Annotated in this window: 10 protein-coding genes and 3 pseudogenes; 10 read left to right on the forward strand and 3 right to left on the reverse strand. The window is 75.2% G+C overall.

Going from position 1 to position 20,859, the window contains the following annotated elements; genetic code table 11:
* The first annotated feature begins 59 nt into the window (after positions 1-59).
* Positions 60-2,565, forward strand: a pseudogene (hrpB, locus tag WBK50_RS19360) (ATP-dependent helicase HrpB).
* A 44-nt stretch (positions 2,566-2,609) separates the two neighbouring features.
* Here the strand turns inward: hrpB and WBK50_RS19365 are convergent.
* The 3 genes from WBK50_RS19365 to WBK50_RS19375 are packed head-to-tail and all read right to left on the reverse strand — an operon-like array spanning position 2,610 to position 4,887.
* On the reverse strand, positions 2,610-3,110 hold the full coding sequence (locus tag WBK50_RS19365; protein ID WP_341336960.1) for a universal stress protein: 501 nt from the start codon (positions 3,108-3,110) through the stop codon (positions 2,610-2,612).
* Positions 3,107-4,414: an MFS transporter gene (locus WBK50_RS19370; protein WP_341336961.1), complete on the reverse strand. Its 1,308-nt coding sequence runs from the start codon at positions 4,412-4,414 to the stop codon at positions 3,107-3,109. The genes WBK50_RS19365 and WBK50_RS19370 overlap by 4 nt, the downstream gene beginning before the upstream one ends.
* Complete coding sequence (locus WBK50_RS19375) at positions 4,411-4,887, reverse strand: MarR family winged helix-turn-helix transcriptional regulator (protein WP_341336962.1); 477 nt, start codon at positions 4,885-4,887, stop codon at positions 4,411-4,413. The genes WBK50_RS19370 and WBK50_RS19375 overlap by 4 nt, the downstream gene beginning before the upstream one ends.
* Positions 4,888-5,040: 153 nt before the next feature.
* Between WBK50_RS19375 and WBK50_RS19380 the strand changes: the two genes are divergently transcribed.
* The 9 genes and pseudogenes from WBK50_RS19380 to WBK50_RS19425 all read left to right on the forward strand — a co-directional run bounded on the left by WBK50_RS19380 (position 5,041) and on the right by WBK50_RS19425 (position 20,783).
* Positions 5,041-5,460: a DUF6319 family protein gene (locus WBK50_RS19380; protein WP_341336963.1), complete on the forward strand. Its 420-nt coding sequence runs from the start codon at positions 5,041-5,043 to the stop codon at positions 5,458-5,460.
* An 8-nt stretch (positions 5,461-5,468) separates the two neighbouring features.
* Positions 5,469-6,932: an SDR family NAD(P)-dependent oxidoreductase gene (locus WBK50_RS19385; protein ID WP_341336964.1), complete on the forward strand. Its 1,464-nt coding sequence runs from the start codon at positions 5,469-5,471 to the stop codon at positions 6,930-6,932.
* A 69-nt stretch (positions 6,933-7,001) separates the two neighbouring features.
* Complete coding sequence (gene recC / locus WBK50_RS19390; RefSeq protein WP_341336965.1) at positions 7,002-10,334, forward strand: exodeoxyribonuclease V subunit gamma; 3,333 nt, start codon at positions 7,002-7,004, stop codon at positions 10,332-10,334.
* Positions 10,331-13,816: a UvrD-helicase domain-containing protein gene (locus tag WBK50_RS19395; protein WP_341336966.1), complete on the forward strand. Its 3,486-nt coding sequence runs from the start codon at positions 10,331-10,333 to the stop codon at positions 13,814-13,816. Before recC ends, WBK50_RS19395 begins: the two co-directional genes overlap by 4 nt.
* The gene (gene recD, locus WBK50_RS19400) at positions 13,813-15,744 is read left to right on the forward strand and encodes an exodeoxyribonuclease V subunit alpha (protein WP_341336967.1); all 1,932 of its coding nucleotides are present in this window, start codon (positions 13,813-13,815) and stop codon (positions 15,742-15,744) included. Before WBK50_RS19395 ends, recD begins: the two co-directional genes overlap by 4 nt.
* A 109-nt stretch (positions 15,745-15,853) precedes the next feature.
* On the forward strand, positions 15,854-16,678 hold the full coding sequence (locus WBK50_RS19405; protein ID WP_341336968.1) for a hypothetical protein: 825 nt from the start codon (positions 15,854-15,856) through the stop codon (positions 16,676-16,678).
* 81 nt (positions 16,679-16,759) lie between these two features.
* A pseudogene (locus WBK50_RS19410) lies at positions 16,760-18,465 on the forward strand (FAD-dependent oxidoreductase).
* 37 nt (positions 18,466-18,502) lie between these two features.
* Positions 18,503-19,918: pseudogene (locus WBK50_RS19415) on the forward strand (ATP-binding protein); the annotation flags it as partial.
* Between the two features lie 376 nt (positions 19,919-20,294).
* Positions 20,295-20,783 (forward strand): NUDIX domain-containing protein, encoded by a 489-nt coding sequence (locus WBK50_RS19425; protein ID WP_341339448.1) that lies wholly within the window; start codon positions 20,295-20,297, stop codon positions 20,781-20,783.
* Positions 20,784-20,859 lie beyond the last annotated feature (76 nt).

Below are 20,859 nucleotides of genomic sequence, written 5' to 3' on the forward strand. Positions count from 1 at the left end.
CCCGACCACCGGGCCCACTCGACCACCGCGCCCACTCGATTACCGGGCAGACTCCAGGGGTGCCCGTCCCGCTCGTCGCCTCTTCCGCACTGCCCGACCTCCCGGTCCGCGCCGCGCTCGACGAGATCACCCGCACCCTGACGACGAGCGGTACCGCCGTGCTCGTCGCACCACCGGGCACCGGCAAGACCACGCTCGTCCCGCTCGCCCTCGCCGGGGCCGTCGAGGGCCGGATCGTCGTGGCCGAGCCGAGGCGGGTCGCGACCCGTGCCGCCGCGGCCCGGATGGCGTCACTGCTCGGGGAGCCGGTCGGCCGCCGGGTCGGGTACGCGGTCCGTGGGGACTCGCGGAAGCTCGCCGAGACGCGGGTCGAGGTCGTCACGTCCGGGTTGCTGCTGCGGCGCCTCGCCCGGGACCCCGAACTGGCCGGGGTGGGCGCCGTCGTGCTCGACGAGTGCCACGAACGCCATCTCGACGCGGACCTGCTGCTCTCCCTCCTGCTCGACGCCCGGGACGGCCTGCGTCCGGACCTCGACCTCCTCGCGGCGTCCGCGACCGTGGCGGCCGGGCGGCTGTCCGAGCTCCTCGGCGACGCCCCCCTCGTCTCCGTCGAGGCGCGCACGCATCCGGTCGAGGTCCACCATCTGCCGCCGCGCCGCGACGAGCGGATAGAGGCCTGCGTCGCGCGCGCGGTCCGCGCGGCACTCCCCCACGGCGACGTCCTCGCCTTCCTGCCCGGCGTGCCCGAGATCCGCCGGACGGCGGCCGCGCTCGCCGGCGTCGGGTCCGAGTACGCACCGCTGGGGTTCGACGTGGTCCCGCTCCACGGCCGGCTCTCCCCGGCCGAGCAGGACGCGGCACTGTCCCCCGGGCCTCGACGGCGGGTGGTGCTGGCGACGTCGATCGCCGAGTCCAGCCTGACCGTGCCCGGCGTCCGGGCCGTCGTGGATGCGGGGTTGGCGCGAGCGCCCCGCGTCGACCATCGCCGCGGGCTCGCGGGGCTGGTGACCCTGCGGGAATCGGCGGCGGTCGCCGAGCAGCGGGCCGGCCGCGCGGGCCGTGAGGCGCCGGGGCACGCGTACCGCTGCTGGCCCGAGGGCGAGCTGCTGAACCGCTTCCCCGAACCCGAGATCAAGACCGCCGACCTCACGCGGCTGGCGCTCGACCTCGCCGCCTGGGGAACGCCGGACGGGTCGGGCCTGCGCTGGTGGGACGCACCCCCTGAGGGTCCGCTGCGCGCGGGGCAGGCGGTGCTCCGGGCACTCGGTGCGGTCGACGAGGCCGGTGTGATCACCGACCGCGGGTCGCGGATGGCCGAGCTCGGGCTGCACCCGCGGCTCGCCCGCGCGCTGCTCGACGGGGCGGCGGAGGTCGGCGCCAGGGCCGCGGCCGAGGTGGTCGCGGTACTCGACGACGACACGCTCGCCGCGGGGGTGGAGCTGGACCGGGAAGCTCGCACGGCTGCGGAGCGGCGAGGCGCCGGGGAGCGGACGGTGGAAGGGCGAGGTCCGGAGGCTGGCGGGGCTCGTGCGTGGGGTGGGGTCCCCCGTTCCGGGCGCGGAGCGGAAGCGGGGCTCCGCCTCGACACCGGGCTCCGCCTTCGTGGTGGGGCTCGCGCATCCGGAACGGCTCGCCCGTCGCCGCGCCCCGGGGTCGCCCGTCTACCTCATGACCGGCGGGACCGCCGTCGAGCTGCCGACCGGGAGCCCGCTCGCCGCCGTCGAATGGCTGGCCGTCGCGGTCGCGGACCGTCGCCCCGGCGAGGTGCACGGCCGCATCCGGCTCGCCGCCCCCGCGGACCAGGAGTTGGCCGAGCAGGTGGCCTCCGCGCTGTCGGTCGACGGCGACGAGGTCGTCTGGCGGCACGGGGACCTCGTCGCGCGCCGGGTCCGCAGGCTCGGGGCGATCGTCCTCGAGGAACGCCCGCTGCGGAAACCGGCGCCGGCCCTGGTTCGGGCCGCGCTCGTGGAGGGTCTGCGGGCGGACGGCCTCGGCCTCCTGCGGTGGAGCCGGGCAGCGAGCTCGCTGCGGGCCCGGCTCGCGCTGCTGCACGACGTCCTCGGTGAGCCCTGGCCCGCGGTCGACGACGAGTCCCTGCTCGCCGGGATCGAGCGCCTCGACGGCTGGCTCGCGGGGCCGCTCTCGAACGCGCGGCGGCGCGCCGAGCTCGAGTCCATCGACCTGGTCACCGCCCTGCGGAACCTGGTCGGCTGGCCGCTCGCCGCCCGGATCGACGAGCTGGCCCCGGAGCGCATCACCGTGCCCTCCGGCTCGCACATCGCGCTGGACTACGCGTCCGGCCGGCCGGTGCTCCCGGTGAAGGTCCAGGAGGCGTTCGGCTGGCGCGCGACGCCCCGGATCGCCGACGGCCGCGTCCCGGTCCTGCTCCACCTCCTCTCCCCCGCCGGCCGCCCCACGGCGGTGACGGACGACCTGGAGTCGTTCTGGGACAACGGCTATCCGCAGGTCCGGTCGGAGCTTCGCGGTCGTTACCCGAAGCATCCGTGGCCGGAGGACCCGCGGACCGCGGAGCCGACGAAGCGCACGTCGCGCAGGCGCGACTGAGCGAGGGCCGGGACGGTCCCTGCACGAGACGGCGAGATCGGCGCTCAGGGCACCACGGTCACCGGCCACCGACCCGTCTTGACCACGCGCATGGCGACCGAGCCGAACAACTTGTGCCCCGCCTGCACGCTCGCGCCGACGACGATCGCGTCCGCCCGGACCCGCTCGGCCACAGCCGTCAGCACCGCCACCGGGTCCCCGACCGCCATCTCGAACCCGACGGTGATGTCGTACTGCGGGCCGAGCTCCACGACCTCGCGGCGGAGCTCCTCCAGCATCCTGTCCTGGGCCGGGTCGACGACCGCGGTCGCGGCCAGGGGCATCGCCGTGGCGAAGGCCATGCCCGGCAGCCGGTCCGCGTAGACCGCCACGACACGACCGCCCTGCCGCCGGGCCTGCCCGACGGCGTAGTGCAGGGCCCGCCAGCCGGTGTCCGAGCCGTCGACCCCGACGACGATCGCGCGCGGCCCGTCGCAGCCGATCTCGAACCCGCCGGGCGACCCGGCGCCCGACTGGTCCGGAGCCGACGGGTCCGGGGTTCTCATCGACGGTCCTCGAGCAGGGCCTTCCCGGCGAGGACGGCCTCCTCCTCGACGGCGGGGACCGTCCGGACGGCCTCCTCGGCGTCCGCACGCCGGTGCGACGGGGCGGTCTGCTCGGCGTCGGCGTCCTCGAGGGCCTTGTGCACCGTGCTCAGCAGCGCGGCACCGACCAGCACGACGACCGCCGCGATCAGGAACGGGACCTTGACCCCGACGCTCTCGGCCAGCAGGCCCGCGGCGAACGGCGCCAGGCCGCCGCCGATGAACCGGACGAAGCCGTAGGTCGCCGAGGCGACGTTGCGCGGCACCGGCGAGATGCTCATGACGGCGGTCGTGACCAGGGTGTTGTTCAGGCCGACGAACGCGCCCGACGCGATCACGGCGGCGATGACCGCCCACACCGTGCCGGAGAAGGCGCCGATGACCGCCAGGATGACCGCGACGCAGATCAGGCTGCCGTAGAGCGTCCGGGCCGTGCCGAAGCGCTCCTTGAGCCAGACGGCGCCGAACACCGCGAACAGCGCGACCAGGATGCCCCAGGCGAAGAACACGGCTCCGAGCCGCAGCGCCGAGAGGTTCATCAGGAACGGCGCGTAGCCGAGCAGGGTGAAGAAGCCCCAGTTGTAGAGCAGGCCGACGAGGCTGGTGGTCCGCAGGTTGCGGTGCTTCAGCGCCGACAGGGGTTCCGACAGCTTCGACGGCGTGTCCGGCTTCGGCGTCCTGTCGACGAACACGACCGTCGCGACCAGGGCGATCAGCATCAGGACCGAGACCCCGAAGAACGGGCCGCGCCAGCTGATGTCGCCGAGCAGGCCGCCGAGCAGCGGGCCGGTCGCGATGCCGACGCCCAGCGCCGTCTCGTAGAGGACGATCGCGCCGCCGAAACCGCCGCTGGCCGAGCCGACGATCACCGCCAGCGAGGTCGCGATGAACAGCGCGTTGCCGAGGCCCCAACCGGCGCGGAAGCCGACGATGCCGCCGATCCCGCCGGCCGCGCCCGCCAGCGCCGAGAACACGACGATGATCGCCAGTCCGGTGACGAGGGTGCGTTTGGCGCCGATCCGGCTGGACACCCAGCCGGTGATCAGCATGGCGACCGCGGTCACCACGAGGTAGCTGGTGAACAACAGCTCGACCTGGGTGTGGCTGGCATCGAGCTGGGTCGCGAGCGCGGGCAGGATCGGGTCGACGAGCCCGATGCCCATGAACGAGATGACACAGGCGAAGGCGACGGCCCAGACGGCCTTCGGCTGCGTGAACGGGCTCGCGGACGGGGCGTGTCCCGAGCCGGCGTGCGAGGTGCTCACGACACCACTTCCTCTTCGGGGTCGGCGAGGGCGGCCAGGGCGCGGGTCGCGCCGAGCAGTGCGCGCCGGTCGTCGTCGGACAGGGTCTGGATGCGATCGGACAGGAACCGGGCGCGCTCGGCGTGGCGCACGGCGATGTGCTCCCGGCCGGCCTCGGTGACGGTGATCAGCGTGGCGCGGCCGTCCGTCGGGTCCGGATCGCGGCGGACGAGGCCGGCGGCCTCGAGGCGGGCGAGGATGCCCGTCATCCCGGGCTGGCTGGTCCGCTCGAGGGCCGCGAGCTCGGTGACGCGGCGCGGGGCGCCGCGGGCCAGCTCGTCGAGCGTGGACAGGGCCACGGCGTTCCATTCGGGGTTCCGCAGCGCCCGTCGCAGCCAGCTCGCCGTGCGCTCCAGCGCCACGGACAGCTCCGCGACGTCCGGAGCGCCGGACGGGAGCGACTCGTCCCGGACGGTGCCGACTGGTTCGTTCACACCGATAATTACATCAGCCACTTATATAATCTGTCGATGCGAAGTGGCCGGGTGCACGCCGGATCCGGGCACGTCGAACATCTGTTCTACGGTCACCCTTGAAGGGCACGACATCCGACGAGACCGCCGCCAGAGAGGGAGCACGTGGACCCCGTGACCACCGCCGACACCGTGAGCAGCGCCGACGCCCCCGCGGCGACCCCGTCCGCCCCCGCCGCCGCCCCGGACGCGCCGACGGCGACGGAGACCCCGGCGCCCGCGAAGCCCAGGCGCGGCCGCCCGAAGGGCTCGTCGACGGCACGGACGACCCGGGTCGTCGAGCTGACCCTGACCGTCGCCGGCTCCGCGGACGGCGAGTGGCAGGCCGAGCTCAAGCGCGGCACCACCTGGATCGCGCGCGCCCTGCCCGTCACCGCCGCCGCCGTGCAGAAGGCGGTCGCGGAGCTGCACCAGGACCTCGCCGGCCCGATCGAGGAGGTCATCGTCGAGGCCCGCGCCGCGCGCGAGGCCAAGGTCGCCGAGCTGGAGGCCCAGCTGGAGCAGGCCCGCAAGGCCCTCGCCGAGCTGGACTGAGCAGTCTCATGACGATCACCGACCGGCCCGGGGCCGACGTGTCCACGATCTCCCCCGCGGACATGGAGGCGTTCCTCCGCGTCCTCGCGCACGTCGACACGCTACCCACGGAGCACCCGGACGCGGTCCGGATCCGGCACGCGACCTCCGGGATCTGGAAGTCCGTCAAGCAGCGCCGCAAGGCTGACCGGCGGCGCGCGGTCACCGAGGCGGACGAGGCCGTCACGGCCGCGACCGCCACGGGTGCGCCCGGCCGGATCGACGACGAGACGGCCGGGATCCCGCTGGTCTCGGCCACCGCCGGAGCCAGCGCGGGGACACTGCTGCGCGCCCGCGGCTGCTACGTCTGCAAGCAGCGCTACACGGTCGTCGACGCGTTCTACCACCAGCTCTGTCCCACGTGCGCCGCGCTGAACCGGGCCCACCGGGACGCGCGCACAGACCTCACCGGGCGGCGCGCGCTGCTCACCGGGGGCCGCGCCAAGATCGGCATGTACATCGCGCTGCGGCTGCTGCGGGACGGCGCGCACACCACGATCACCACGCGGTTCCCCAACGACGCGGTACGGCGCTTCGCGGCGATGGAGGACAGCGCGGAGTGGCTGCACCGCCTGCGGATCATCGGCGTGGACCTGCGGGATCCGGCGCAGGTGGTCGCGCTGGCGGACACGGTCGCGGCGCAGGGCCCGCTGGACGTCCTGATCAACAACGCCGCGCAGACCGTACGCCGCTCCCCCGGCTCGTACTCGGCGCTCGTCGAGGCCGAGAACGCGCCGCTGCCCGCCGGGCCGCTGCCGGACGTCGTCACCTTCTCGCACGTCAGCGAGGCGCACCCGGCGGCGCTGACCGGTGCCCTCGACGTCGGCGGCGCCCAGACACTCACCGATCTCGCGCTCACCGCGCGGAGCGCGTCGCCGGACCGGATCGCCGCCGGGACGGCCGTCGACGCGGGCGGGCTGCTGCCGGACACCGCGCCGGTCAACAGCTGGACGAACACGGTCTCCGACGTCGACGCCCTCGAGCTGCTCGAGGTCCAGCTCTGCAACCAGACGGCCCCGTTCATCCTGGTCAGCAGGCTGCGGCCGATGCTGGCGGCAGGGGCGGCCGCGGCGCCGTCGGGCCGTTCCTACGTGGTGAACGTCAGCGCGATGGAGGGGGTGTTCGCGCGCGGCTACAAGGGCCCCGGGCACCCGCACACGAACATGGCGAAGGCCGCCCTGAACATGATGACGCGCACCAGCTCTGCGGAGATGTTCGACACGGACCGGATCCTGATGACGGCCGTCGACACCGGCTGGATCACCGACGAACGGCCGCACCCGATGAAGCTGCGGCTGGCGGAGATCGGGTTCCACGCCCCGCTGGACCTCGTCGACGGCGCGGCACGGGTCTACCACCCGGTCGTCCGCGGCGAGGCGGGCGAGGACCTGCACGGCTGTTTCCTCAAGGACTACGCGCCCTCGAACTGGTAACCGCAGGTCCGGGTGCCGCCGGCGGGGCGGTCGGCGGAACTGTCGGAGGGCGTCGCTAGGTTCCGTGGCGTGTTGCACGTGCACCGGGCCGAACGGGCCGACCGGCTGGCCGAAGGCCTCGCCGAGGTCCTCGCGGCGCCCCCGGCGGATCCGTTCACCCCGGAGATCGTGGCGGTGCCCGAGAAGGGCGTCGAGCGGTGGCTGGGGCAGCGGCTGGCGCTGCGGCTCGGTGTGGGCAGCGGCTCCGACGGGGTGTGCGCGAACGTCCGGTTCCCGTCGCCCGGGGCCGTCCTCGCGGAGACGGTGGACGCCGCGACGGGGGTCGACCCGGAGGTCGATCCCTGGCACCCGGCCCGCGCGGTGTGGCCGCTGCTGGAGGTGATCGACGAGGCGGTGACCGGCACGGGGTTCGCGGCGCTCGCCGCGCACCTCGGCGCGAGCGGGGAGGGCCGCCGGTACGCGGTCGCGCGCAGGCTGTCGGACCTGTTCGCGGGCTACGCGTCGCACCGTCCGGACATGCTGGCGGCCTGGCTGTCGAACCGGGACACCGACGGCGACGCGCCCCTACCCGAGGACGTGGCCTGGCAGGCCGAGCTGTGGCGGCGGCTGCGGACCCGGATCGACGCGCCCGGCCCCGCCGAGCGGCTGCTCGATGCGGTCGAGGCGCTCGGCCGTGACCCCGGGCTCGCGGAGCTCCCCGAGCGGATGTCGGTCTTCGGGCCGACCCGGCTGGCCGCCCAGCACCTCGCGGTCCTGGAAGCGCTGGCCGAGCACCGGGACGTCCACCTCTGGCTGCCGCACCCCTCGCCCGCGCTGTGGGCCGCCGTCGCGGACCGGGCCGGCGGGGGCCCGCCGCCCCGTCGCGCGACGGACGAGACCGCCGAGAAGGTCACGCACCCGCTGCTGCGCTCGCTGGGCCGGGACGTCCGGGAGCTGCAGCTCCGGCTGCCCGTCGCCGCCGAGCAGCACCACCACGACGCCGCCCTCCCCGAGCCCCGCACGCTGCTGGAACGCCTCCAGGCGGACCTGCGGCGGGACGCGCTCCCGGCCGAGCCGCCGCTGCTGGACCCGGCGGACCACAGCGTCCGAGTCCACGCCTGCCACGGGCCGGACCGGCAGGTCGAGGTGCTCCGCGAGGTCGTGCTCGGGCTGCTCGAGGCGGACCCCACGCTCGAACCGCGGGACGTGATCGTCATGTGCCCGGACATCGAGGCGTTCGCCCCGCTGATCTCGGCGTCCTTCGGGCTCGCCGGGGAGGGGGCGCCCGCGGACGTCCACCCCGGGCACAGCCTGCGCGTCCGGCTCGCGGACCGCGCGCTGCGGCAGGCGAACCCGCTGCTCGGCACGGTCTCCGCGCTCCTGGAGCTGGCCGACGCCCGGGTCTCCGCCTCGCAGGTGCTGGACCTGGTCGGCTCCTCCCCCGTCCGCCGGCGCTTCCGGCTCGACGACGACGCGCTGGACCGGATCGGCGAGCTCGTCGTCCGGGCCGGGGTGCGGTGGGGCCTCGACGGCGAGCACCGCCGCCCGTACCGGCTGGACGGGTTCCCGCAGAACACCTGGTCGGCGGGCCTGGACCGGATGCTGCTCGGGGTCGCGATGGCCGAGACGCCCGGCGAGCAGGGCTGGCTCGGCACGGCGCTCCCGCTCGACGACGTGGACTCCTCGGACGTCGATCTCGTCGGCGGGCTCGCCGAGATCCTGGACCGGCTGCGCACCGCACTGGAGTCCCTCGCCGGGCCGCAGCCGCTCACGGCCTGGGCGGACGCGCTGCTCGACGGCCTGTCCGCGCTCACCGGCACCGCGCCGTCGGAGGCCTGGCAGGACGCGCAGGCCCGCGCCGAGCTGGCGGACGTCGTCCGCTCCGCCGGGCCGCAGGCCGGGACCGTGCCCCTCACCCTCGCCGACGTGCGCGGGCTGCTCGCCGACCGGCTCCGCGGCCGGCCCAGCCGGGCGAACTTCCGGACCGGCACGCTGACCGTCGCGACGCTGGTGCCGATGCGCTCGGTGCCGCACCGGGTCGTCTGCCTGCTCGGCGTCGACGACGGCGTGTTCCCCCGCACCGGCACCCCGGACGGGGACGACGTGCTGGCCCGGGACCCGCGCGTCGGTGAGCGGGACCCGCGCAGCGAGGACCGCCAGCTCCTGCTCGACGCGCTGACCGCGGCCACCGAGCACCTGGTGATCGTGGCGTCCGGGGCGGACGAGCGGTCCGGGGCCCGGCGGCCGCCGGCGGTACCGCTGGGCGAGCTGCTGGACGCCGTCGACGTCTCCGTCCGGACCGCGGACGGCACGCCGGCGCGCGAGGCGATCACCGTGCGGCACCCGTTGCAGCCGTTCGACCCGCGGAACTTCGTGGGCTCGTCCCCCTTCAGCTTCGACCGGGCCTCCCTGGCCGGGGCCCGGGCCTCGGTCACCGAGCGCCGGCCCGCGCCGCCGTTCCTGGCCGAGCCGTTGCCCGCCCCCGTGGAGGACCCGGCCGAGTCCGGTGTCGTCGAGCTGGACGATCTCGTGCGGTTCGTCGAGCATCCGGTGAAGGCGTTCCTGCGGCAGCGCGTCGGGATGGTGCTGCGGTCCGAGGACGACGCGGCCGGCGACGCCCTTCCGGTGGACCTGGACGGGCTCGGCAGGTGGGCCGTCGGGGACCGGCTGCTCCGGGACCGCCTCGCCGGCGCCGAGCTGGAGCGCTGTACGCAGGCCGAGTGGCGGCGCGGCGAGCTGCCGCCCGGCTCGCTCGGCCGCGCCGTGCTGGAGAAGGTGACCTCGGACGTCGAACCGCTGGTGGCGGCGTCGGCGGAGCTGCGCGGGTCGGCCGAGCCGGTGTCGCGGGACGTGGCCGCCCCGGCCCCGGTGGACGGAGGCGGGAACGTGCGGGTGGTCGGGACGGTCGCCGGGCTGCACGGGAGCACGATCGTCCGGGTCGAGTACTCCCGGCTCGGCCCGAAGCACCGGCTGCGGGCCTGGGCCCAGCTGCTCGCGCTCACCGTGACCCACCCGGACGTCCGGTGGCGGGCGGTCACACTCGGCCGTGGCCGGGGCGGCGGGGCGCAACGCTCGACGATCGGGCCCGTCAGCCCCGAGGCGGCCGCCGCGGCGCTGGCCGAGCTCGTCGCCCTGCACCGGGAGGGCCTGCGGGAACCGCTGCCGCTGCCCACGCCGTGTGCGGCGGCCTACGCGAGCGCCCGGATCCGCGGGGCGGCGCCGCGGGACGCGGCCGCCTCGGCGCAACGGGACTGGAGCCCGTTCGAGTGCGAGGACGAGGCCCACCTGACGGTGCTCGGCGCGAAGGCGCCGTTCGAGGCGATCCTCACCGCGCCGGGCACACACGAACCGACCCGTTTCGGAGACCTGGCGATGCGCCTCTGGACCCCCTTGATCGACGCCGAGACCCTGGACGTCCCGTGAGCACGACGATCCGGGGCCAGGCCCTGCTGACGCCGGAGGACTTCCGGGTCGACGGGCGGCTGCCCGAGGGCACGACGGTCCTCGAGGCGAGCGCCGGGACGGGCAAGACCTTCACCATCGCCGCCCTGGCCACCCGCTACGTGGCCGAGGGCCTCGCCGAGCTGCCCGAGCTGATGCTCGTCACGTTCGGCCGGGAGGCCACCCAGGAGCTGCGCGAACGCGTCCGGGAACGGCTGCTGACCACCGAACGGGGGTTGGCGTCCGGCGGGCCGAGTGACGACCCGGTGATCCGGTTGCTCGCGGACGCGCCCGCCGAGGAGGTCGCGCGGCGCCGGTCCCGCCTGCGGCTCGCGCTCGCCCACTTCGACGCCGCCACCATCGCCACGACCCACCAGTTCTGCCAGCAGATGCTCGCCGGGCTGGGCGTGGCCGGGGACAGCGACCCGGACGCGCAGTTCGTCGAGCACGTGGACGACCTGGTCACCGAGGTCGTCGACGACTTCTACGTGCGCAAGTACGCCGCCCCGTCGGCCGGGAGGCCGGACCTGACCCGGGAGGAGGCCCTCACCCTCGCCCGGCACGCGGTCGGGGACCCGCAGGCCCGGCTCGAACCCCGGGACGCGGCTCCCGGCTCGGTCGCCGCGGTCCGGCGCAGCTTCGCCCAGGCGATCCGGGACGAGGTGGACCGGCGCAAACGCCGCCGCCGTCTCTTCAGCTACGACGACATGCTCACCCGGCTCGCGGACGCGCTGCGGGACCCGGTGCGCGGCGCGGCGGCCCGGCAACGGCTGCGGGACCGGTACCGCGTGGTGCTGGTGGACGAGTTCCAGGACACGGACCCGATCCAGTGGGAGATCCTGCAGCGCGCGTTCCACGGACACGTGACGCTCGTGCTCATCGGGGACCCCAAGCAGGCGATCTACGCGTTCCGCGGCGCGGACGTCGTCTCGTACCTGGAGGCGGCCGGCGAGGCCGGGGCGACGGCCACGCTCGGGAAGAACTTCCGCAGCGACGAGGCCCTGCTGCGCGCGCTGGAGGGCGTGCTCGGGCAGGCCGCCCTGGGCAGCGACAAGATCGTCGTCCGGCCGGTGGAGGCGCGGCACACCGGGCGCCGGCTGGCCGGGGCCCCGTCGGACGCGCCGTTCCGGTTGCGGGTCGTGGACCGGGACCGGCTCGAGCCGCTGACCGGCCGGAACCTGGGCCGGGCGCCGAAGGCCCGCGAGGTCGTCGCGGCGGACGTGGCGGCGGACGTCGCCGCGCTGCTCGCGTCGCCCGCGACGGTCTCCGGGCTCGCCCCTGAACCGGGAGGGATCCGGAGGCCCGTCCGCGCGGGGGATGTCGCCGTGCTCGTCCGCACGAACGCCCAGGGCGTGCTGATCCGGGAGGCCTGCGCCGCGGCCGGGGTGCCCGCGGTCCTCGCCGGCACCACCAGCGTCTTCACCACCGCGGCCGCGGCGGAATGGCTCACGCTCCTGGAGGCCGTCGAGCAGCCGCAGCGCACCACCCGGCTGCGCGCGGCGGCGTTGACCTGCTTCGTCGGGCACACCGTGGCGGAGCTGTGCGGGCCGGACTCCGACGCGCTGGTCGACGAGCTGGGCACGGACCTGCGCGCCTGGCACGCCGTGCTGACCGAGCGGGGTGTCGCCGCACTGCTGGAGGCCGTCACGACCCGCACGGGGCTGCCCGCACGGTTGCTGGGGCTGACGGACGGCGAGCGGCGGCTCACCGACGTCCGGCACATCGGTCAGGTCCTGCACCGGGCGGCCCTGGAGCATCGCCTCGGACCGTCCGCGCTGGTCGAGTGGCTGCGGCAGCGGATCGCCGAGGCCGCGCGGGACACCGCGGGCGAGCGGAGCCGGCGGCTGGAGTCGGACGCGGACGCCGTCCAGGTCGTCACCGTGCACCGCAGCAAGGGGCTGGAGTTCCCGGTCGTCTACGTCCCGTTCGGCTGGGACCGCTGGGTCCCCGATCCCGATCTCCTGCTCTTCCACGACGCCGACGGCGCCCGCGTCCTGGACGTCGGCGGCCCGCGCGGCCCGGAGCGCGGCACGCGGATCGAGGCTCACCAGGCGGAGGAGGCGGGCGAGGACCTGCGGCTGCTCTACGTCGCGCTCACCCGGGCTTGCTGCCAGGTGGTCGCATGGTGGGCGCCCACGACCACCACCCAGGCCTCGGCGTTGCACCGGCTCCTGGTCGGGCGGCCGGCGCCGGGGGAGAACCCGGCGCCGACGTACAAGGTGCCGCAGGACGCGTCGGCGTTGCAGCTGTTCCGCGCGCTGGAACCGTACGGCGTGGCCGTCGAGCCGCTGGCGGACCGGGAACCGGCCCCGCCCGCGCCCGCCGACGGCCAGCCGCCCGAGCTGGCCGTGGCGAGGTTCGACCGCACGCTGGACACCGCCTGGCGGCGGACGTCCTACAGCGCCCTGACGGCGGACGCCCACGCCTCGCACGCCGGCGCGGACGCCACCCCGGAGCCGTCGGCCCCCGGGGTCGGCACCGAACCGGAGACCACCGGCAAGGACGACGAGGCCGAGGTCCCGCTCCCGGAGGTGAGCAGCAGCCTCGGCGCGGACGTGCCGTCCCCGATGGCCGACCTCCCGCTCGGCACCGGCTTCGGCACGCTGGTGCACGCGGTCCTCGAGACCACGGACACCACCGCCCCGGACCTGGAGGCCGAGCTGCGACTGCGCAGCCGCGAGGAACTGGCCCGCCAGCCCGCGGACGTCGACCCCGAGGCGCTGGCCGCCGCGCTGGTGCCGGTCGTCGAGACCCCGCTCGGGATGCTCACCGGGGGCCGGTCGCTGCGCGTGATCGCGCCTGCGGACCGGCTCGCCGAGCTGGACTTCGAGATGCCGCTCGCCGGTGGGGACGTCCCGGCGGGCCGCGTCGTGCTGGGAGACCTCGCCCCGGTGCTGCGCCGGCATCTCGCCGCCGACGACCCACTGGCGCGCTATCCGGACCTGCTGGCCTCCCCCGGGCTCGCCGGACAGCCGTTGCGCGGGTACCTCACCGGCAGCATCGACGCCGTGCTGCGGGTCGACGGCAGGTTCCTGGTCGTCGACTACAAGACGAACTGGCTGGGCCCGTCCGGACCGTCGGGCCGGGAGCCGTTGACGGCCGCGCACTACGCGCCGCCGGTGCTGGCCGAGGCGATGATGGCCGCGCACTACCCGCTGCAGGCGCTGCTCTACGGGGTCGCGCTGCACCGGTTCCTGCGCTGGCGGCTCCGCGGCTACGAGGCCGACGAGCACCTGGGCGGGATGCTGTACCTGTTCCTGCGCGGGATGTGCGGGCCCGGGACGCCGCAGGTCGACGGGACACCGTGCGGGGTGTTCGCCTGGAAACCGCCGGGGGCGTTGATCGCGGAGCTGTCGGAGCTGCTCGACGGCGGGCCCCGGCGAGCCCCGCAGCCGCCGCCCGCGCACCGACCGGCGCCCTCCGACGAGCCTCCCCTCTTCGACCTGGACGGGGGCGCCCCGTGAGCGTGACCACCGCCGCGACCACTCCCGAGCGCGATCCCTTCGATCTCCGCACGGCCCGCTCCGCCACCGGCCTGCTCGCCGTCTTCAACACCGCCGGCGTCCTGACCGCCGCGGACGTGCACGTCGCCACCCGGCTGGGCCGCCTCGGCGGGGACCCGGCCGGCGAGCCGGAGGAGGTGCTGCTCGCGGTCGCGCTCACCGTCCGGGCGATCCGGCACGGCTCCGTCTGCGTCGCGCTCGCGGAGATCGGCCACACCGTCCTGGGCGAGGGCGAGGAGCTCGTCGACGTCTCGGAGCTGCCCTGGCCCGAGCCCGGCCCCTGGATCGCCGCCGTGCGGGACTCCCCGCTGGTCGGGCTCGGGACCGCGCCGGGGACCGGACGCCCGCTGCGCTGGGTCGGCCCGGACGACGGCGGTGCCGGCCTCCTCTACCTCGACCGCTACTGGGCCGAGGAGGAGCTCGTCCGCCGCGAGCTGCGGGAACGCTCCGGCACCGGGCAGCCGGACGTCGATCTCGCGCAGCTCCGGCGAGGCCTGGAGCGGCTCTTCGGAACCGCACCCGAGGACCTCCAGCGCCTCGCCGCCGCGGTCGCCGCGCTCCGCCGGGTCACCGTCCTCGCCGGCGGCCCCGGCACGGGCAAGACCACCACCGTCGCCAAGCTCCTCGCGCTGCTCCACGACCTGCACGGGGACGCGGTGACCCCGCTGCGGGTCGCCCTCGCCGCCCCCACCGGCAAGGCCGCCGCCCGGCTCGGCGAGGCCGTCGCCGAGCACACCGGGAAGCTGCCCGAGGCGGACCGGGCCCGGGTCGGGGCGCTCACCGCGTCGACGATCCACCGGCTGCTCGGACGGCGCCCCGGCTCGTCGAGCCGCTTCCGGCACGACCGGCTCAACCGGCTCCCGCACGACGTCGTGGTGGTCGACGAGACGTCCATGGTCTCGCTGACGCTGATGGCACGGCTGCTCGAGGCGGTCCGGCCGGACGCCCGGCTCATCCTCGTCGGGGACCCGGACCAGCTCGCGTCGGTCGAGGCCGGGGCCGTCCTCGGCGATCTCGCGCGGGCCGTCGGCACCCCGGAGCCCGGGCTGGACGAGCAGCTCCGCGAGGTCGGGGCGCTCGGGGCGGCCGCGCGGCCGGTGGTGCACGGCGTCGTCACGCTCTCCCGCACCTGGCGCTTCGACGGCGCCATCGCCGCGTTCGCCCGCGCCGTCCAGGCCGGGGACGCGGACGCCGCGATCGGGCACCTGCGCGCCGGGGACCCGGACCTGCTGTTCGTCGAGGCGGACCTGGAGCAGCGGGACCCGGCGGGGCTGGACGGGCTGCACGCGGACGTCGTCGCCGCGGCGAGCGGGCTGATCGACGCGGCGCGGGCCGGACGAGCGGCGCAGGCGCTGGAACGGCTCGAGGAGCACCGGCTGCTCTGCGCGCACCGGCGCGGCCCCTACGGGGTCAACCGGTGGGGCGCGGAGGTCGAGCGCTGGCTCGGCACCGCCGTCCCCGGGTTCGACGACGTCCCGGGAACCGGACGGGGCCCCTGGTACCCGGGACGGCCCCTGCTCGTCACCACGAACGACTACGATCTGGGCCTGTACAACGGGGACACCGGCGTGGTCGTGCGCGACGGGGACGGGATCCGGGCCGTGTTCGGCCGGCCCACCGCCCCGCAGTCCTATGCGCCCGCCAGGCTCGCCGGGGTCCAGACCGTGCATGCGATGACCGTCCACCGCAGTCAGGGCAGCCAGTTCACCCGGGTCAGCGTGGTGCTGCCGCCGCCCGAGTCCCCGCTGCTCACCCGCGAGCTGCTCTACACGGGGGTGACCCGCGCGCGGCGGACCGTGCGCGTCGTCGGGTCCGAGGAGGCGGTACGGGCGGCGATCGCGCGCCCGGTCAGCCGGGCGAGCGGGCTGCGGGACCGCATGGCGGAGTGACCGCGGCCGCGGCGGCGCCGACCTCGGCGGTACGGCCCTCGGCGGAAGAGGCGCACGGGCGGACGGCGTGCCACCGTGGAGCCGTGATCGGACAGGCGGAGCGTGCCCCGTGCTGACCGGGCTCCTGTTCGCCGTCTGCGCCATGGTGCTGAACAGCCTGGGCGGTCTCCTCCAGTCCGACGCGACCACCCGCACCCGGCCGGGCCGTCCGCTCGCCGTGCAGCCGCGCTACCTCTCCGGCCTGCTGGTCGACGGCCTCGGCTGGGCCTGCACGGTCGTCGCGCTCCGGCACCTCCCCGTCTTCGCGGTGCAGGCGATCCTCGGCGGCGCGATCGCCGTCACCGCCGTCGCCACCCGGATCCTGCACGACACCCGCCTCGGCCTGGCCGAGAAGCTCGCGATCGCCGCGTGCCTCGGCGGCCTCGTCCTGGTCGCGGCCAGCGCGGGCGGGGACCGGCCGGCGAACACGTCCCCGATCGTCGACGTGATCCTGGGCGTCTCCGTCGTCGCGCTGGCGATCGCGGCCCGGCTCGTCTGGCACGGCGGCCGCGCCTGGCCGCTGGCCTTCCTCGGCGGCCTGGGCTTCGGTGGGACCGCGCTGGCCGTGCGGTCCCTGCACCTGCGCCCGGGCGACGAGTTCGACCTGCTGGTCCTCGTGTCCCAGCCCGCGACCTATCTGCTCCTCGCGTTCTGGATCGTCGGCATCACGACCTACTCGAAGGCCCTCGGGCTGGGCTCGCTCGCCTCGGTGACCGCGGTGTTCGCCGTGACCGAGGTGATCGTCCCCGGGCTGGTCGGCATCGGGCTGCTCGGGGACCCGGTGCGGCCCGGCTGGGGCGTCCCGCTGGCCGTCGGGCTGCTGGTCGCGGTGACCGGGGTCGTCGTCCTGGCCCGCACCCCGGCCCGACCGAACCGGGCCCGGCGGGTGCACTGACCCCGTTACGCTCCTTCGCACATCGGCCGTCACGGGACGAACACACTCGTTCCCCTCGGTGCGGGGGTGCAGACTGGGGCGATGCCGGATGCCGCCGCGTCCCTCGTGAGCCGCAACACACCGCTGACCTCCGCCCGACCCGCCATCGTGACCGTCGACGACGACCCCAGCGTCTCCCGGGCCGTCGCCCGTGACCTGCGGCGCCGCTACGGCGAGCGCCACCGCATCGTCCGCGCCGAGTCGGGTCCGCAGGCGCTGGAGGCGCTGCGCGAGATGACCCTGCGCGGGGACGACGTCGCCGTCCTGCTCGCGGACTACCGGATGCCCGGGATGAACGGGCTGGAGTTCCTCGAGCAGGCCATGGACCTCTACCCCGCCGCCCGCCGCGTGCTGCTCACCGCCTACGCCGACACGGACGCGGCGATCACCGCGATCAACGTCGTCGACCTGGACCACTACCTGCTCAAGCCCTGGGACCCACCCGAGGAGAAGCTCTACCCCGTCGTCGACGAGATGATCGACGCCTGGCGGGCCGCGGACCGGCGCGAGGTCTGCGAGACCCGGGTGGTCGGGCACCGCTGGTCCGCCCGCTCGCACGACGTCCGGGACTTCCTCGCCCGTAACCAGGTCCCCTACCGCTGGTACCCCGTCGACGAACCGGAGGCCGCGCGCCTGCTGCAGGCCGCCGGCGTCGACGGACAGACGCTGCCGGTGGTGATCACCCCGGCCGGCGAGGCGCTGGTCGCCCCGGCGGACGGTGAGCTGGCCGCGCGGGTCGGGCTGTCGACCGTGCCCGCGGAGGAGTTCTACGACCTCGTGGTGGTCGGTGGCGGCCCGGCCGGGCTCGGCTCGGCGGTCTACGGCGCGTCCGAGGGCCTGCGCACGGTCATGGTCGAACGGCTCGCGACGGGCGGGCAGGCCGGGCAGGCTCCCGGATCGAGAACTACCTGGGCTTTCCGGACGGCGTCTCCGGCGCGCAGCTCACGGACCGGGCCCGCCGCCAGGCCGTCCGGCTCGGCGCGGAGCTGCTGACCGCGCGGGACGTCGTCGGGCTGCAGGCCGACGGCTCCTCACGCAGCGTCCACTTCGCGGACGGCAGCGCCATCCACGCGCACGCGGTGGTGCTGGCCACCGGCGTCTCCTACCGCGAGCTGAAGGCGCCCGGCGTCCCGGAGCTGACCGGCCGCGGCGTGTTCTACGGCTCCACGCTCACCGAGGCGGCGAGCTGCGCTGGGCAGGACGTCTACATCGTCGGCGGCGCGAACTCCGCGGGGCAGGCCGCCGTCTACTTCGCCCGGCACGCGCGCTCGGTGACGATGCTGGTCCGCGGGCCGTCGCTGGTCTCGTCGATGTCGCACTACCTCATCGAGCAGATCGGCGACATCCCCGAGATCACCGTGCGGACGTGCTGCGAGGTCGCCGGCGCCGAGGGCGGCGAGCACCTGGAGAAGCTGACGCTGCGGGACCGCACCACCGGCGAGACCGAGACCCTCGACGCGTCGTACCTGTTCGTCTTCATCGGCGCGACACCGCGCACGGACTGGCTGAGCGACCAGGTGGTCCGGGACGCGGCCGGGTTCGTCGTCGCCGGGCCGGACCTGATCGTCGACGGGAAACCGCCCGCGGGATGGCCGCTGGACCGTGACCCGCTGCACCTGGAGACGAGCCTGCCGGGCGTCTTCGTCGCGGGTGACGCCCGCGCGGAGTCCGTCAAACGGGTCGCGTCCGCCGTCGGGGACGGGGCGATGGCCGTCTCGCTCGTGCACCGGTACCTGGAGAGGTCATGACCACCGCCGACGTGCTTCTTCCCGCGGAGGCGGAATCATGACGACCCCGTGCGATCCGGAGGAGCTGCGGTCGCTGTTCCTCTTCGAGAAGCTCAGCGACGCCCAACTCACCGAGCTCTGCGAGCAGGGCTACATGGCGACGTTCGAGCCCGGCCGCGTCTACGCCGAGGGCGAGCGGGCGACGTGCTTCTACGTGCTCGTCGAGGGCAGCGTCGTGCTGTCCCGGCGTTCCGGAGAGGACGACGTCGACGTGGAGCGGACGTCCCAGCCGGGCGTCTACGCGGGCGCGTGGCACGCCTACCTGGGCGACCGGATGCCGCAGACGTACAACAACTCGCTGCGGGTCATCGTGCCGTCCCGGTTCTACGTGCTCGACGCGGAGAAGCTCGCGGCGCTGATGGCCGAGTGGTTCCCGATGGCGCTGCACCTGCTCGAGGGGCTGTTCTTCGGCATCCGGAACACCCAGCAGGCGGTCAGCCAGCGGGAACGGCTGCTCGCCCTCGGGTCGCTGTCCGCCGGGCTCACCCACGAGCTGAACAACCCCGCCGCCGCCGCGGTGCGGGCCACCTCGACGCTGCGCGAGCGGGTCGCGGGGATGCGCAGCAAGCTCGGGATGATCGCGGCCGGGCCGTACGAGACGGCCGATCTGCAGACGTTGCTGCAGCTGCAGACGGACGCCGCGGACCGGGTCGCGAAGGCCCCCGAGCTGAGCCCGCTCGAGGCCGGGGACGCCGAGGACGAGCTCGGGGACTGGCTGGACGCGAAGGGCATCGCCGGCGGCTGGGACATCGCGCCCACGTTCGTCCAGGCCGGGCTGGACATCGACTGGATGGAGCGGGTCGCCGCCGCGGTGCCCCCGGAGATCCTCGAGGGCGCGGTCCGGTGGCTCAACTACACCGTCGAGACCGAGCTGCTGATGAACGAGATCGCGGAGTCGACCACGCGGATCTCCACCCTGCTCGGCGCGGCGAAGCAGTACTCCCAGATGGACCGGGCGCCGTACCAGACCGTGGACGTGCACGAGCTGCTCAAGTCCACGCTGATCATGCTCGCGCGCAAGATCGGCGACGGCGTGCAGGTCGTCAAGGAGTTCGACCGGACGCTGCCGAGGATCCCGGTCTACGCCGCGGAGCTGAACCAGGTCTGGACCAACCTCATCGACAATGCCGTGCAGGCCATGGACGGGCACGGGACGCTGACCGTGCGCACCGCGCGGGAGGACGACCACCTGCTCGTCGAGATCGGGGACACCGGGCCCGGCGTCCCTGCGGAGATCCGGAACCGGATCTTCGAGCCGTTCTTCACCACCAAGCCCGTCGGCGACGGCACCGGGCTCGGCCTGGACATCTCCTGGCGGATCGTCGTGAACCGCCACCACGGGGACCTGCGGGTCGAGTCCGAACCCGGGGACACCCGGTTCCAGGTCCGGCTGCCGCTGATGCCGAGCACGAGCGAGGAGACGGGATGCGCTCCCCATCGACCCCTCCGTCCCGCCGTCCGGGAGCGGCTGCGTGGAGTGCGACGCGGCCCGGGGCTGGTGGGTCCACCTGCGCCGCTGCGCCGCCTGCGGGCACGTCGGCTGCTGCAACACCTCCCCCGCGCAGCACGCGACCGCGCACTTCCGGAGCACCGGGCACCCGATCGTGCAGAGCTTCGAGCCCGCCGAGGACTGGTTCTGGGACTACGACCGTCAGGTCGGCCTCGACGGGCCAGACCTCGCCCCACCCACGCACCGGCCCGTCGAGCAGACGGTCCCCGGCCCGGCGGACCGGGTCCCGCAGGACTGGAGCGAGCACGTCCACTGAGCCGTGCGGGAGGATCCCCGCGTGATCACGAGTGCGGGGATCCTGCTCCACCGCGAGCGGGACGGACGGGTCGAGGTGCTGCTCGGCCACATGGGCGGGCCCTTCTGGGCGCGCAAGGACGCGGCGGGCTGGTCCATGCCCAAGGGCGAGCACGACGACGCCGAGGACCCGCGGGACGCCGCGCGTCGCGAGTTCGCCGAGGAGCTCGGTATCCCCGCCCCGGCGGGTGAGCTGCGCGAGCTCGGCACGATCGTCCAGTCCGGGCGGCGCAAGAGCGTCACGGCGTTCGCGCTCGCCGGTGACCTGGCCGACGAGCTCGTCGCCGCCGTCGCCGAACGCCCGGACGACGGCTCCTGGGTCGAGGTCGAGTGGCCCCGGGGATCGGGGCGGCGGCTGCGGTTCCCGGAGATCGACCGCGTCGCCTGGTTCGACGTGGACACCGCCCGGGAGAAGCTGGTCAAGGGGCAGGTCGGGTTCCTGGACCGGTTGCTCGCCGCGCGGACGTCGTCGTGAGTCGGCTCTTCTGAATCGATCGTGAGCGCGCTCACCTGCGGATTACTGGCGTACCCAGAGGGTGTTACGGCACGGT

Origin of the sequence: Pseudonocardia sp. T1-2H (genome assembly GCF_038039215.1) — a bacterium.
In the GTDB taxonomy this organism is placed as follows: domain Bacteria; phylum Actinomycetota; class Actinomycetes; order Mycobacteriales; family Pseudonocardiaceae; genus Pseudonocardia.